This window comes from Arthrobacter sp. P4_F10, from assembly GCF_056401435.1.
Genome location: NZ_JBFUJJ010000066.1, coordinates 1 through 14,343, shown reverse-complemented (window position 1 = coordinate 14,343; position 14,343 = coordinate 1). Strand labels below are relative to the sequence as shown.

The 14,343-nt window shown below is 65.8% G+C and carries 14 protein-coding genes and 1 pseudogene; 4 read left to right on the top strand and 11 right to left on the bottom strand.

Going from position 1 to position 14,343, the window contains the following annotated elements:
• Positions 1-790: MFS transporter (locus AC1DR1_RS22560; RefSeq protein ID WP_476993386.1), on the bottom strand; the 790-nt coding region annotated here is incomplete at its 3' end.
• Positions 791-1,059: 269 nt separating this feature from the next.
• Here AC1DR1_RS22560 and AC1DR1_RS22555 point away from each other — a divergent pair.
• Both AC1DR1_RS22555 and AC1DR1_RS22550 read left to right on the top strand, forming a co-directional pair.
• Complete coding sequence (locus AC1DR1_RS22555) at positions 1,060-1,959, top strand: helix-turn-helix transcriptional regulator (RefSeq protein ID WP_364742655.1); 900 nt, start codon at positions 1,060-1,062, stop codon at positions 1,957-1,959.
• A gap of 420 nt (positions 1,960-2,379) precedes the next feature.
• Positions 2,380-4,074 carry a SulP family inorganic anion transporter gene (locus tag AC1DR1_RS22550; protein ID WP_229995173.1) on the top strand — a complete coding sequence of 565 codons (1,695 nt, stop codon included), beginning with the start codon at positions 2,380-2,382 and terminating at the stop codon, positions 4,072-4,074.
• A gap of 60 nt (positions 4,075-4,134) precedes the next feature.
• On the opposite strand, the gene AC1DR1_RS22545 is transcribed toward AC1DR1_RS22550, so the two are convergent.
• Positions 4,135-4,323 carry a hypothetical protein gene (locus AC1DR1_RS22545; RefSeq protein WP_229995174.1) on the bottom strand — a complete coding sequence of 63 codons (189 nt, stop codon included), beginning with the start codon at positions 4,321-4,323 and terminating at the stop codon, positions 4,135-4,137.
• Between the two features lie 77 nt (positions 4,324-4,400).
• Here AC1DR1_RS22545 and AC1DR1_RS22540 point away from each other — a divergent pair.
• Positions 4,401-4,463 (top strand): annotated as a pseudogene (locus tag AC1DR1_RS22540) (hypothetical protein); the annotation flags it as partial.
• Between the two features lie 183 nt (positions 4,464-4,646).
• Positions 4,647-4,955 carry a hypothetical protein gene (locus AC1DR1_RS22535; protein ID WP_229995175.1) on the top strand — a complete coding sequence of 103 codons (309 nt, stop codon included), beginning with the start codon at positions 4,647-4,649 and terminating at the stop codon, positions 4,953-4,955.
• Positions 4,956-5,019: 64 nt separating this feature from the next.
• On the opposite strand, the gene AC1DR1_RS22530 is transcribed toward AC1DR1_RS22535, so the two are convergent.
• The 9 genes from AC1DR1_RS22530 to AC1DR1_RS22490 all read right to left on the bottom strand — a co-directional run.
• Positions 5,020-5,841 carry an alpha/beta fold hydrolase gene (locus tag AC1DR1_RS22530; protein WP_476993385.1) on the bottom strand — a complete coding sequence of 274 codons (822 nt, stop codon included), beginning with the start codon at positions 5,839-5,841 and terminating at the stop codon, positions 5,020-5,022.
• A gap of 280 nt (positions 5,842-6,121) precedes the next feature.
• A complete protein-coding gene (locus AC1DR1_RS22525; RefSeq protein ID WP_476993384.1) occupies positions 6,122-7,639 on the bottom strand; it encodes an aldehyde dehydrogenase family protein in 1,518 nt (505 codons plus the stop codon).
• Complete coding sequence (locus tag AC1DR1_RS22520) at positions 7,636-8,376, bottom strand: HD domain-containing protein (RefSeq protein ID WP_476993383.1); 741 nt, start codon at positions 8,374-8,376, stop codon at positions 7,636-7,638. Before AC1DR1_RS22520 ends, AC1DR1_RS22525 begins: the two co-directional genes overlap by 4 nt.
• 40 nt (positions 8,377-8,416) lie before the next feature.
• Positions 8,417-9,718: an NAD(P)/FAD-dependent oxidoreductase gene (locus tag AC1DR1_RS22515; protein ID WP_476993382.1), complete on the bottom strand. Its 1,302-nt coding sequence runs from the start codon at positions 9,716-9,718 to the stop codon at positions 8,417-8,419.
• A gap of 2 nt (positions 9,719-9,720) precedes the next feature.
• The gene (locus tag AC1DR1_RS22510; RefSeq protein ID WP_476993381.1) at positions 9,721-10,041 is read right to left on the bottom strand and encodes a 2Fe-2S iron-sulfur cluster-binding protein; all 321 of its coding nucleotides are present in this window, start codon (positions 10,039-10,041) and stop codon (positions 9,721-9,723) included.
• Positions 10,042-10,102: 61 nt separating this feature from the next.
• Positions 10,103-10,852 carry an SDR family NAD(P)-dependent oxidoreductase gene (locus AC1DR1_RS22505; protein ID WP_476993380.1) on the bottom strand — a complete coding sequence of 250 codons (750 nt, stop codon included), beginning with the start codon at positions 10,850-10,852 and terminating at the stop codon, positions 10,103-10,105.
• A gap of 7 nt (positions 10,853-10,859) precedes the next feature.
• Complete coding sequence (locus AC1DR1_RS22500) at positions 10,860-12,728, bottom strand: PEP-utilizing enzyme (RefSeq protein WP_364742634.1); 1,869 nt, start codon at positions 12,726-12,728, stop codon at positions 10,860-10,862.
• A gap of 69 nt (positions 12,729-12,797) precedes the next feature.
• A complete protein-coding gene (locus tag AC1DR1_RS22495) occupies positions 12,798-13,967 on the bottom strand; it encodes a PEP/pyruvate-binding domain-containing protein (RefSeq protein WP_476993379.1) in 1,170 nt (389 codons plus the stop codon).
• 3 nt (positions 13,968-13,970) lie between these two features.
• Positions 13,971-14,343 (bottom strand): cytochrome P450 (locus AC1DR1_RS22490; RefSeq protein WP_476993378.1); only part of this gene is annotated, 373 nt, incomplete at its 5' end.

The following is a 14,343-nucleotide window of genomic DNA, read 5'->3' as shown; positions in this document are numbered from 1 at the left end:
CCTGGGCAGCGTTCACGCCGGCCTGATCCGTCAGGATCGGGGCGATGTAAGAGTAGGCGGCGAGCACGCCGCCGCACGTCGCGGCGCAGGCAGCCAGCGCCAGCCACAGCCGGCCCGAGCGGAGACCGGCCAGTTCGGCACGGATCGAAGTTGTTTGCGCCGCCGGGGCGCCGTGCGGCACGAGGCGGGCGACGAGAACAGTGGCAACTGCGGCGGCGGCCGCCAGGGCCCAGAAGGTTCCGCGCCAGCCGACGAGCTGCGCTACGAATGCCCCCAGCGGCACGCCGAGAACGGTGGCCAGTGCCCCGCCGGCGCCCACGACCCCTACCGCGCGGGCACCTGAAGACGGGCCCGCGGCGCGGGTGGCCACCACAGCGGAAACCGCCCAGAACGCGCCGGTGGCAAGGGCGCTGACGAACCGCGCCACCAGCAACAGCGTGAAGTCCGGGCCAAGCGCCACAACGATGTGGCCGATAACGAACACCATGAGCGCCAGGACCAACGTCAGCTGCCTGGACATGCGCATCGTCAGCATTGCCATCAGCGGCGCGCCTATGACCATGCCGACCGCGAAGACGGTGATCAGCGATCCGGCCTGGGCGACGCTCACCTGCAGGTCTCCCGCGATCATCGGAAGAATGCCGGCCACCACGAACTCGCTCGTGAGCATCAGGAACGTACCCAGTGCCAGCACGTAGACCACCACCGGAAGCTTCGGCCGCCGTCCGATCTCACCGGTTTTCGTATTGCCGGCAGTAATGCCGTCCTTGATTTTTGTCTGCACGCTCATACGCATTCCTCATTTAGGCAGTGGAAAATGTCTTGTATCCATTTCAACCGTTTGCTCACCCGGCGGAGAAGGCTGCGTTTATCGGGGTATAAACGGTCCCCCCTTTACCGGAACATCGGCGGGTGCGGGCATGCTCACGAAGCGCGGCGACCCGTCCCGACTGCGACTCATGGATTGGCAATCCAAGGCATCTGGCGAGTGGGGGCGGGGTTTATGGGGGAAGAAACTGTCTCCCCCTAACCGAAGTGAACCGGGGTTACCGTGGACGTATGGACCATCTGCCTGACAACCGCACCGACATCCGGGACTTCCTGGCCAGCCGCCGCGCCAAGCTCAACCCGGACCAGGTCGGCCTCCCCGCCGGAACCCGACGGCGGGTCCCGGGGCTGCGACGCGAAGAGGTCGCCGTGCTCGCCGGGGTGAGCACCGAATGGTACGCGCGGCTCGAGAAAGGCCACATCAGCGGCGTCTCCGAAGATGTACTCGAAGCCGTCGCCCGGGCACTGCACCTGGACGATGAAGAACGCGCCTACCTCTTCGAACTGGCCCGGGCGGCCCGGCCCGCAAAGCGGACACCCGTCCGCAGCAAAGAGCCGGAGGTGGCTGCCCAGGTCCGGTGGCTGCTTGACTCCATCACCATGTCCGCCGCGTTCGTCCGCAACGGCCGGCTCGACGTCGTCGCCGCCAACCCGCTGGGCCTGGCGCTTCACGCTCCAATGTTCGCCAGCGACACCACCACCGCGAACGGCCACGCGAACTTCGCGCGCTTCCACTTCCTCGATCCGACCTCGCGGGACTTCTTTATCGACTGGGACGCCGGCGCCGCAGCCACCGCCGCCCTCCTCCGCACCGAAGCCGGCCGCGAGCCCAACGACAAGGCCCTCCGCGAACTCGTCGGCGAACTGTCCACGCTCAGCCCGGAATTCCGCACCCTATGGGCATCGCACGATATCCGATTCCGCCACGACGGCATCAAACGGCTCCAGCACCCCGTTGCCGGATACCTGGAACTGACCTACCAGTCCCTCGCCCTGCCCACCCTCCCCCGCGCGGTCCACGAACTCAGCGTCTACACCGCCGAACCCGGAACCATCCACGAGGAGCACCTCAGGCTGCTCACCAGCTGGGCGGCCACAACCATCCCAGAAACAGCACAAACCAACAGCTAGCCAGACCCATACCGACGGGAGTGACCTTGGGCCCCGTGTCGATTCAAGCTTTTTGCAAGGCGCTTCTGGCAGGATGCATTCCGACGTATCCCGATTGAACGTGGGTGGTTGTTATGTATGAAAACGCGAACTCGAAACGCTCCGTCCGGTTTTGGGTAGTTTCCATCGTGACTTTGGGTGCCCTCGGGGTCGTGGGCTGGTACGCGATCAGCGTCTTCGCGCGCCTGTTGTTCCCTTCCTGAGACAAAATCATTAGTTTTGTCTCGAGGACGTCGGGATTGAGGGGAGCCCTGGCCGAGCCGACGCAGACCGGCGGTGGCTGGGGCGCAACGATCCGATCATCGAATACTGGTCCCGCGCAAGGCTGAGTTCGCCCGATTATGGATGGCGAGCAGGGCCATGTTGGGACATGATCGGAAGATGCGCCGATCCGGAAAGATTCCATTCTGGGCGGTCCCGCCAGCCCTGCGCGGCTACAGGATCGAGTGGCTGCGCCACGACCTGGTGGCCGGCGCCGCGCTCTTCGCGATCTTGGTCCCCGCGGGCATGGCGTACGCCCAGGCCGCCGGCCTTCCACCGGTGACCGGCCTGTACGCGACGGTAGTGCCCCTGCTTGTCTACGCAGCAGTCGGGCCATCGCGTGTGCTGGTGCTGGGGCCGGATTCCGCGCTCGCCCCGATGATCGTTGCAGCCTTGGTTCCCTTGGCCGCGGATAACGAGCAGAAATCCGTGGCCCTGGCCGGTCTCCTGGCCATACTGATTGGCGGCATCTTGCTGCTCGGCTCAGTGCTGAGATTGGGAATCGTCACTGGACTGTTGTCGAAGCCCATCCGGCTCGGCTATCTCAACGGCATCGCCTTGCTGGTGGCTGTGTCCCAGCTTCCCACCCTCCTGGGGATCTCCGTGGAAGGCAGTACACCTTGGGAAAAACTCATCGCCGCCGCGCCGAAGGTGCTTGCCGGCGAGACCAATTTGACGGCACTACTGCTCGGCCTGATCTCGCTGGCGCTCATCTGGGTTCCCCGCCGGCTGAAATGGAAGGTTCCGGGCGTGCTCATTGCGGTAGTGGTGTCCTGCATCGCCGTGGCCCTGCTGGGACTCCAAGAGCGTTTGAAGGTCACAGGTGCCCTCCCGCAGGGGCTCCCTGCACCGGCCCTGGGCGGAATTGGCTGGGCTGACGTCCTTACACTGTTGCCCGCCGCCGCCGCGATCGCCCTCATCGTCTTCGTTGATACCGGAACCCTGTCCCAATCCCTGGCGGCCGCAGAGGACGGCAGGGTATCCGGCAACCATGAAATGGCAGCCTTGGGTGCGGCGAACGCTGCCACCGGGCTGCTGGGCGGCTTCCCGGTGTCGGCCAGCACGTCCCGCACGCCGGTAGCAGTCGAGTCCGGGGCGAAATCCCAGCTCACGGGGGCTGCGGGCGCAGTACTGGTGCTCGGCTTCATGCTCGTGGCGCCCGGCGTCACCGAGTTCCTGCCCGCCACAACCCTTGCCGCCATCGTCATCGCCGCAGCCGCCGCAATGGCCGACCCGGCCGGTGTGCGACGGCTCATCGGCATGAGCCGCAGTGAATCGTTGGTGATGTTCGCGGCATTCCTGGGGGTCACCATACTGGGCGTCCTCCCGGGCATCGCCATTGCCATCGGCTTGGCAATTCTGGACTTCCTACGGCGGGCCTGGGACCCCTACCGCGCTGAACTCGTGGACGTGCCCGGTATACCCGGGTACCACGACGTGAGCCGTCATCCGGAAGGGGAACGCATCCCCGGCCTGTTGATCCTGCGCTTCGACGCACCCCTGTTCTTCGGCAACGGAGCCTTGCTGGGGTCCTTCGTACGCAACGAACTGGACCAGGCGGAAGACGGCACTGAACGCGTGGTGCTCGCGGCAGAACCAGTGACAGGAATCGACACGACTGCACTGGACGAGTTGGTGCAGCTTGACGAATGGCTGGACCGGCACGGCGTAGACCTGGTATTCGCCGAGCTCAAAGACCCGGTCAAAGACAGATTGTTGCAGTACGGCATGGGCGCCCGCTTCTCTCCCGACCATTTCTACCCGACAGTGAGCGAAGCAGTGAGGGCGTTCCAACGGGAGAAACGGGAGGGGTAGGAAACGGTATCCCCGGACGCCGTGAAACAGAAGGCCCCCGCCTCTGCACCTGGGCTCGTGTCAGCCCATCGGAGGTGTCAGCCCGTACCGGGCGATGATGTCCGGCAGCCAGGGCGGCTCACCGAACTGAAGCCCGTATTCGGCGGCCATTTTGGCAATAACCTCGGGATCCGGCGGACCCGCTTCAAAGTGATCGGCCAGTCCCCAGAAGAAATGCTCAAACCCGGCCGGGCTGATGATCTCGATCAAACGGGCGGGGACTTTGCCGGCATTCCACATCGTGTGGAGCTCCCCCGCGGTTTCGTGATGTAGCCTCCCGCTCCGAGCTGCACGGTTCCATCGGGCCGGCCCGCACCACGATCGCGGGCATCGCCGAAAAGGCCGGTGTCACCAGGCTGACGGTCTACCGCCACTTTCCTGACGACGAGGCACTATTCTCCGCATGCTCCTCGCACTGGCTCTCGCAACAGCAACTGCCGGACCCCGAGGAATGGTCCCGGCACGCCGACCCACTCGTACGCCTGACCGTTGGCCTGACCGATCTGTACCGGTTCTACCGCCGCGGCGAGGCCATGCTCACCCGAATCTATGCGGACTGGCACGCGCTCCCCCAAACACGCCGCGCGGCCCTCGAATCCACGAACGCCCACTTCCGGAGCATTCTTCTCGAGCCGTTCCCCGAGCCGAACAGGAATTCCAGGTTTAACGCCACGCTCAGCCACGCGGTTTCCTTCTGGACCTGGCGATCACTTTGCCATGACAACGGGCTCTCCGACGACGACGCCGTCGAAGTCATGTCCACCCTGATCACCACCGCAGTCCGCGCTCCGGAGACGCCCGACGCACCGATGCCAGAGAACGCGGACGTCCGCGGACAGTGAACCGCTAAAACAGGCGGACAGAACCTGCTGCCAGGTCGGCTGCAAGTAGCGCGGTGCGCGGCCTTCACCGGAAGAGAGGCGAGTCCAGAAAGGTGGTCACAACTTCCTGCACCAGGCCTGTCTTCGCGAGCCCGAAGAAATGTGTCGTGCCGGGAAAAACCGCGAGCTGCGACGCCGGTACGCCCTCAAAGTCGCCGTTCACGTCTCCCCCGCGCAGCTGCAGGAACCGCACCGCGTGCTCGAGCTTGACCATGTCGCAATCGCCGACGGTGATCAAGGTGGGGGCCGCGATGCCCCGGACCTCGTCATCACTCCACCCCGTCGCGCCCGCGTCGTAGCGCCCGAGCTTGTCCAGGAGTCCTTGTAGATGCTCGCGGTCGGGATGCGGCGACACCGTCAGATAGCGCTCTTCCATGGGCGTGCCGGCGATCATGTCCACGGTCATGGCGGCGACCGCTTCGGAGTTTTCACCCCGATCGCCGTCGGGCCGGAATGACACGGACGAAACGATGAGTTTGCGGATCAGGTCCGGGCGGTTGACTGCCAGATGCAGTGCGACCGCGCCGCCGACGCTGAATCCGAAGATATCCACCTCCCGGACCTCCAGAAGTTCAAGGAGCCCAACGACGTCGGAGGCGAGGTCGCGGGTGTTCAGCGGACGGTCGATGTCGTTGGTTCGACCGTGACCTTGGAAGTCCATCGCGATGACCCGGCGGCCCGCCGACAAGCCCGGGAGCAACGCGCCAAATTGCTGCTCGATATCGAACAGCCCGCCATGTAATAACAGCAGCGGTGTGCCGCCGGCACCATGCAGCTCGTAGTACATCTGCATTCCGTTAACGGGGGCGTACCCGGTTTCGGGGCCTGCCGTCGCTTGCTGATCCATCCGCTCGTTCTCCACTCGTGTCAGGACGCCCTTCGTTTTGGGGCCATCCTAGTCCGGCGGCAGTGGGTGCGCACCCGCCGTCGAACGCTTTGGTTACAAGCCTGTTCTGCTTGTCAGGCCCTTGGCATAGAGCGAGATGTCTCAAAAAGCTATTGCTCGGCGGACAACCGCGGGACCTCCCGCCGCCGTCCGGCTCTGAACGCGCCGCTACATGGACGCGTCAGCCTCGGGGTCGTGCTCGCAACCAGCCTGACTCCGCGTAAGGCCCACACCCCGACAGTTAGGCACGGCGGTGAACGGACTTGTAGCTCAGGTACGCGTTGAGTCCTTCGATCCCGTACTCGGTGCCAAGGCCCGAGTCGTGCCGGCCGCCAAAGGGTGCGGCATGGTTGGATGCGAAGAAATTGATGCCCACGGAGCCGGTGTCCATCCGGTCCGCCACGTTCAGAGCAGCGTCCGCGTCCTTCCCGAACACCAGCCCGCCCAGGCCGAACTCGGTGTTGTTCGCCAGCGCGACGGCCGCGTCAACACTGCCATCGGCGTCGTCGTATTTTAGGATGCACAGGACCGGTCCGAAGATCTCCTCGCGGGAAATCCGCATCTCCGGTGTGACGTCGGCGAAGACTGTGGGCTCGACGAAGTAGCCGCCTTCAAGGCCACCGCCCAACGTCGCCGCACGCCCGCCGGTGGTGGCCCGTGCGCCTTCGGCCAGGCCTGACTCCACGTACTCCAGCACGGTCCGGTACTGGGACTCCGTTGCGCAGGGGCCGAACACGGTGTCCGGATCGAGCGGATCACCCTGCGTCCCGGCGGCAATCGTGGCCGTGACCATGTCCACCACCTCGTCATAGCGGCTCGCGGGCGCCAGGATCCGGGTGGAGATGTAGCAGGTCTGGCCGGTGTTGCGCATGGAGGACCGGATCAGGACCTTGGACATGGCGTCCAGGTCCGCGTCGGGCAGCACAACGGCGCTGGATTTCCCGCCCAGCTCCAGCGTGACCGGGCGCAGCAGTTCACCGCAGGCCGCGGCAATTTTCCGGCCCACCGGCGTCGAACCGGTGAACGCCACCTTGTCCACGCCCGGGTGCTTGACCAGCACATCCCCTAGCCGGCCGGAACCGGTGACCAAGTTGACCACGCCCGCCGGGACCCCGGCCGCGGCGACGGCGTCGATAATCACCCGGATGGACAGCGGAGTGGGCGACGCCGGCTTGATCACCACGGTGCAGCCCGCCAGCAGTGCCGGCGCCAGTTTGATGACCACCAGGTTGATGGGGAAGTTCCACGGTGCGATCAGCGCGCAGACTCCCAGCGGGTCGCGCCGGACTACGGACTCGCCGCCGCCGAGTGGGAAGGGGCGGACGTCTTCGCGCTCGAGGTACTCGGCGAGGGTGGCAAAGTAGCGGAAGATGCTTGCCGCGTTGGCGGCCGCGCCGGCGGACTCGGAGACCGGGGAGCCGTTTTCCCGCGAGTTGGTCAGCGACAGTTCTTCAGCCCGCTTTTCCACTTCGTCGGCAATCCTTAGCAGGTAAGCGGCGCGTTCAGACGGCGTAAGCCGGGGCCACTCCCCCTGAAACGCTCGCTGGGCGGAGCCGACGGCGGCGTCCACGTCTTCCGGTGTTCCGTCCGGCACCGAGCCCCACACTTCGCCCGTGGCGGGGTCAGTCACAGGGTTGCGGCCCGTGCTCCGCGAAGGCTGCCACGCTCCGCCGACAAAGATCGTGTCCACATGCGTATGCGGCAGGGACAGCTCCGTCCGGGCAACCAGGGCAGGAGCCCCATGCGTGGCGGAGGTCATCGGATCACCGCCGTCTTGAGGAGGGCGTTGGATCGGTTGAGGTCCGCCGTCGCCATGTCCACGGCCGCCTGCGTGATGAGTTCGGGCACGATCTCGGTGGCCAGCCGGTCGGTGTACGTTGCCGGGTCCATGGCGAACCACGAGGAGGCCAGCGAGATCCCGGCACGGTCGAAACGCCACAGCCGGTCGGCGTCGCGCATCAAGGCGTCCTCCAAGGACCTGGCCACTGGCCGTGTGTCGTGGCCGTCGATGATTTCGCAGACGCGTTCCACAAAGGCCGGCGAATAGCCCAGCCCCGGGAGCACCCGGCGGGCCACCTCGCAGCCCTGCTGCTCGTGTTCGTAGCGGATGGCAGCCTTGCGCCAGTCACCGGTGAAGCCCTCGGAGATGATGCGGGATTCATCAACGTAGGCCCAGCCGGTGTCGTGCAGCAGGGTGGCCACGCGCACCAGTTCAGCGTCGGCGCCGGGATAGGCCCGGCACAGCCTTTCGGCGTAGGCCAAGGAAATCGGCAGATGGATGTCGTTTCCGCGCGTCCGGGTTTCCTGGACGACGGCCTTCCACAGCGCATCGAGTTCCTCAAGGGCAGCGGGGGTGTTGCAGATGGCGGTGGTGTCCACCGGACCGGCCGCGGGTACGGGCCGGACGCTGTACTCCGCGGCGAAGGCCTCGGCCGGCACGTCCGCCGGTTCAGCGGCGAGGCCGGCTGAAGCGACCGGAGTCTTGGGGGTGCGCATATTGCTCCTTCGGGTGGGCCGACGTATTGTCTGAGTGCAGTTAGCTGTCCGTGGTGATGGTCTTGAGTTGCGTGGCGGGGTCCGCCGCGGCGTCGGAGGGGATGTTCTGCCCCTTTGCCAGGGCGTTCTTCACTGCCATAAAGTCCAGCGGTGCGTTGACGCAGTCGGCGGCGATTACCTGCCCCTGGCGGTAGTAGAGGACGCTGAACTTTCCGCGTGCCTCGTCGCGCCGGATGACTGTCTGGTCGAAGCCGTTGCAGAGACCCGCGATCTGAAGCTTGAGGTCGGCCTGGTTGGACCAGAACCACGGGATGCCGGCGTATTCCTCCCGCCGGCCCGTGAGCGAGTAGGCGGCCACCTTGGCATGCTCGATGGCGTTGTTGACGCTTTCCAGCCGGATCCGCTCACCCGGCTCCGAGCCCGGTACCGGGTTGGGCATGTTGGCCACGTCCCCAACTGCAACGGTGGTGCCGTCCGAAGCGAGCGCGAAACGGTCCACCACCACGCCGTTGTCCACGTCCAGTCCGAGCTGTTCTGCCAGCTGCGTGTTGGGGATGACGCCGATGCCGATCAGCACAATCTGGGCAGGCAGCACCGTGCCGTCCTTAAGCTCGACGGCGGCGACTGCAGTGCCGCCGTCGGCGGGGGTAAAGCGCGCCGCACTCGTGTTGAGCCGGATGTCCAACCCACGGGAGCGGTGTGCCGCCAGGAAGTACTCGGCGGTCTCCTCCCCCACCGCCCGGCCCACCAGCCGCGGCCCATATTCGAGCACGGTGACGTTTTTGCCCATCTTCTGCAGGCTGGACGCGGCCTCCAGGCCAATGAACCCGCCGCCGATCACCACCACGTCCGTGGCGTCGCCTACCCGGGCTTTGAGAGCCAGTGCGTCGTCGGCATTGCGCAGGTACAGCACGCCTTCCAGGTCCGCGCCCTCGATGTCCAGTTTGCGGGCGCGGGCGCCCACGGTGAGGGCAAGCCGCTTGAAGGGGACCTCCCGGCCGGAGGACGCGTGCGCCACCCCGGAACCGTCCGCTTCCTTGTCGATCCTGGCGATGTACTCGCCCTTGACCAGGTCCACGTTGTGCTCGGCCCAATATTCGTTGGAGCGAAAAATCAGGGATTCGCTTTCCACGGTGCCCTGCAGGAACTCCTTGGACAGCGCGGGCCGCTGGTACGGGCGGTGGTCTTCATCCCCGAGCAGGGTGATGTGTTCGTCGAAGCCCAGGGCCCGGAGCGATACGGCAAGCTGTACGCCTGACTGGCTGGCGCCAATAATCAGGAGCCCGGTCTGGGTGGGGACGGTGGTGGCGCCGGCCGCCTGCACCATTGCGTGCGTGCCCACGGTTACACCTGGGATTCCGGGGTGGTGACGAACAGTTCGAGCTCGTCCGTGAGGCGCAGCTGGCAGGACAGCCGGGAGTTGTCCTCGCGGTCCACTGCGGTGCCGTACAGCATCTCGTCCTCCATGTCCTCCATGGGTGGGAGCTGCGAGACGCAGTCTTCCCGGACGAAAACGTGGCAGGTGGCACAGGACAGCGAGCCGCCGCACTCGGCCACGATTCCGGGAACGCCGTTGCGCACCGCGGTTTCCATGACCGAGTCGCCCACGCTGCCCTCGACGTCGCGAACGGCGCCTTCGGCGTCGGTGAAGTGAACCGTTGGCATTGGTCCTCCTTGGGGTTGAAGTTGGTTGTTGGTGGAATGGCTGGTCAGCTATGCAGGCTGGTCAGATGAACTGCCGGCCGCCGTCCACCACCATGGTCTGGCCGGTGTAATACGAACTGTCCGGTCCCGCGAGGAAGAGCGCGGCTCCCACGATGTCCTCCGGCTGGCTGGCCCGCTTGATGGCACCGCGGTCCACGCCGTAGTTCTCGGCATTTTCCATCAGGCCGTAGCTGGCCTCGGTGAGGGTGAAGCCGGGGGCGATCGCGTTGACCGTGATCCCCCGCCGCCCCAGCTCCTTGGCCATCACCCGGGTCAGGGCCACCACGCCGCCCTTGGAGGCGACGTAGTGCAGCCATTGCTCGGAGCCGCTGAAGATGGTGGCGCTGGAGAGATTGATGACGCGCCCGCCCTCGGGCAGGTATGGGCTCGCGGCGCGGGTCACCAGCCAGGGGCCTTTGAGGTTCACGTTCATCACCAGGTCCCATTCGGCCGGATCGATCTCCTCAAACGGGGTGCGGGTCAACGCCGCGTACACCGCGGCGTTGTTCAGGACGACGTCGATGCTCCCGTTTCCGAAGTCCGCGCAACTTTTCGCGAGGTCCTCCRTGGAGTCCACGCTGGTGACGTCCGCTGAGAACGCTGCAGCTTCGGCGCCGCTTTCGCGGACCAGTTTGGCGGTCTGCTCAGCACCCTCGAGGTTGATGTCGGCCACCGCCACGCGGTAGCCGCGGCCGGCAAAGCCGAGCGCAAACGCCCGGCCCAGCCCGCCGGCGGCACCGGTGATGAGGACGGTCTTTCCTGCTTCAGACATTCTTGCTTCAGACATGGCTGTGACTGTGAGCGCCGGGTCCGGTCACCAGCAGTTCGTCCTCGGCGTCGAGGATCTGGACCGTGCCCTTGGTCCCGTCCACCCGCAGCCGCTGGCCGGTTTTTATGGTGGTGGATGCCGATCCGGTCCCAGTCACGGCCGGAAGCCCGTATTCGCGGCACACGATCGCGGCGTGGCTCATCATGCCGCCGATGTCCGTCACCGTGGCCTTGATCTTCCCGAAGATCGGGCCCCAGGACGGGGCGGTGACGGTGGCGACGAGGATTTCGCCCTGCTGCACCTCGGAGAGCTGGTCCGCGTCGGTGATGACGCGGGCCAGGCCTTCGACGACGCCGGGCGAGGCCGCCATGCCGCGCAGGCCCCCGCCCTCCACTTCCTCGCCGGCGCCCAGCCACTGCTGGACCTGCTCGGTGGTGATGCCCCAGAGCATCCGGGTGAAGGGTTCGGTGATGGATTCCGGCGGGGTGTTCAGCGCCGGGGCGGGCCGGGCGGTCTTGAGCGCGTCCACGATTCCGCGGCGGCGCTCGATCTCGGCCGGCCAGTAGTCCGGACCGATCGGCTTGGCACCCACGCCCCAGCCCGTGACAAGGTCGAAAAGCGCGTCACGGACCTCGTTGCGGCCCAGGTAGAGGAGGTCGTCCGGTTCGGTCCAGAAGCCCTCGGCCTGCATCATGCGGGACAGCTCACGGATCTTGCGCCAGAAGACGCCCATGGTCCAGTGCTCGATGTAGAAGTTGTGGTTCTCGACATAGGGGTAGGCCGTCGCGGCGAGCCCGCGCTTGGCGTCGAAGAGGGCCTGGGTTTCGCCTTCGAGCAGCTCGCGGTACTCCTCGATGACACGGTCGCGTTCAACGATGAGCGCCTCCACCGGGCGCATGATTTCCTGGCCCTCGTCCACACGGCGGATGTAGTCCGCGATGTAGCCCAGCGGGATTTCCTGGTGCTCATTCCAGTACTTGTCGTGGCCGTAGAATCCGTTGCCCACAGTGAAGTTGAACCACGGGTCCTTGGCGCCCTCGTACTGGGCGATCCACCGGTCCCCGCCCGGAGCGGCCGCGATGGCCGCCAGGGTGGCCCCGACGTCGTCGGTGTTGCCGAATAGAGGCTGCAGTTGCAGCTCAACGGCGAGCTTGGCGAGCTGCTTGAGCTCGTCATCCGGGCGGAAGAGCTCCATGTCCACGCCCTGCACCATAGTGGCGATGGACTGGTCCGGGATGTTGGGGAAGGCCTGCTTGCAGAAGTTGAAGAAGTCCAGGTAGGCGATGTAGCCGAGGTTGAGGAACTCGAAGTGGTACTGCCAGTTCTGGTAGGCCAGCTGGATGAGCCGGTCGTAGCTCTCCAGCAGCTTCTCGGAGCCATCCTTGCCTTTGCCGGAGAGAATGTCCTCCATAGGGACCACGTCCGGAAGCCTGGGGAAGGAAATGGTTTCCATCTCCTCGATAGTGCCCTGGACCTTGACGTGCCACTGCCTGAGGAGCTGGTCCCAGTTCTGGAAGTAGTGGCCCACGCGCTGCTCGAACAGCGGCACGCGGGCAGCGATCTGGTCCTCCGGCACCGGGATCGGCGACATGTAGAGGTAGCCCAGGTGGACCCGGAACTCGATGCCGTTTGCGTTCGGGATCATCAGGTGCCGGGCGTTGTACTGGCCCAGGCACTTGACCGCGAACTCGCCGCCGATCGTCTCGAAGGGCTTGAACACGGTGGGCCAATGCTGGCTGTCGCAGAACCAGAACTTGGCGTCCTCCTGTTCCTTGAGCTTGTCCTGGAACACCAGATAGTAGGGGTAGATCTTTTCCCAGCCCTCGGCCCCGGCGGGGACCGGAAGCTCGGAGGGCTTGGGGAAGGACTTCAGGGACATGGCGGTCCTTTCAATACGGGCTCGGCGTTGAGCCTGGGTGATCGCGCGGACTAGCGGGTAAAAACCTTGTCAGAAAGAGGGCTTGAGCAGCGAGGCGGTGATGCTGCCGAGGTTGAGGCCGCCGGTTGAGGACGACGGCGTCGTGCCTGCCGACGTCGTGGACGTGGTCGATGGCGGGTGGCTGAGTCCGCTGAAGTAGCCGCCGGCGATGGCGCCCGGCTGAGCCGTTGCGGCAACCGCCGCAGGCTTGGAGGAGTGCACGGTTTCCGGGCGTGACTGCAGCAGGAGCAGGTTGCCGCCGTCGGGCAGGTCCGCGTCGAGGGCCCATTCGATGTCCTGGGGGCACTTGTAGTGCTTTTCCGCGCGCTTGGCCATCTGCGCGACGGCCGTGAGTTCGGCGTCGGTGAGGCTGCGGCGGCCGCGGCGTTCGGCGTCGACCTCGCGTTCCACCAGACGGCCGGCGACCAAGTCGGGGACGAGCTCGGCGTGCTTGTCGCCGAGGTGTTCGGAGATGACGGCCAGGGTGACCTTGTCCAGCATGATGTTGTCCGGCGTGACCTGGCCCGAGACCACCATCTCGCCCACCCCGTATGAGGAGTCAATGGTGATCTTGGAGCGGTCGCCGTTGGTGGGGTCCATGGTGATCGCAACGCCGGAGACGCGTGCGTTGACCATCTTCTGCACCACAACGGCCATGGAGAGGCCGTCGTTGGGGATGTTGTTCTTGAGCCGGTAGATGATGGCGCGGGAGGTGAAGAGCGAGGCCCAGCACTGGCGGATGTGCTCGGTGACGGCCTCGACGCCGTCTAGCCAGAGGTAGGTGTCCTGCTGGCCGGCGAAGGACGCGTCCGGAAGGTCCTCGGCGGTGGCGCTGGAGCGGACGGCCACCGGGACTGGCGCCTCAAAGCGGGACATCAGGGACTCGTAGGCGGTGATGGTGAGTTCGCGCATGGCCTGGGGCACCGGGCGGGAGCGGATGTCCTCGCGGATGCCGGCGGCGATCTTGTCCACCTGGCCCATGTCCTCGGGGTCCAGGCCGGCGAGGAGCTGGTGGATATCCCGGGTGATGCCGGCTTCCTTCATGAACGCGTCGAACTGGGCGGTGGTGACCACGAAGCCTGGCGGGACGGGCATACCGGCGGAGGTCATCGTGACCAGCGAGGCGCCCTTACCGCCGAGGTTTTCGAGCTTCGGTTCGATGCCGCCGTCGAAGAACTGGATGTATTCGTTGCTTTGCATTTCTCAGGCCTTCCAGCTGACGGGGACGGTCTCGGGGACGCGGAAGGAGAGGTTTTCGCGGAAGGCTATGCCGTCCGGATCCTCGAGCTGCAGCTGCGGGGCGAGCCTGGCCACTTCCTCGAGCGCGATCTTGGCCTGGAGCTTGGCGAGCATGTTGCCCAGGCAGTAGTGGATTCCGAACCCGAAGGAGAGGTGCTCGCGGGCGTTGGGGCGGGTGATGTCGAAGTCCTCGCCAGCGCTGAACTTGTTCTCGTCCCGGTTGGCTGAGCCCATGAGGAGCAGCAGCTGAGCGCCTTCCTCGATGGCGACGCCACCGACTTCGGTATCCTTGAGGGCCTTGCGGCGCCAGCCGACGATCGAGCCGGCATAGCGCAGG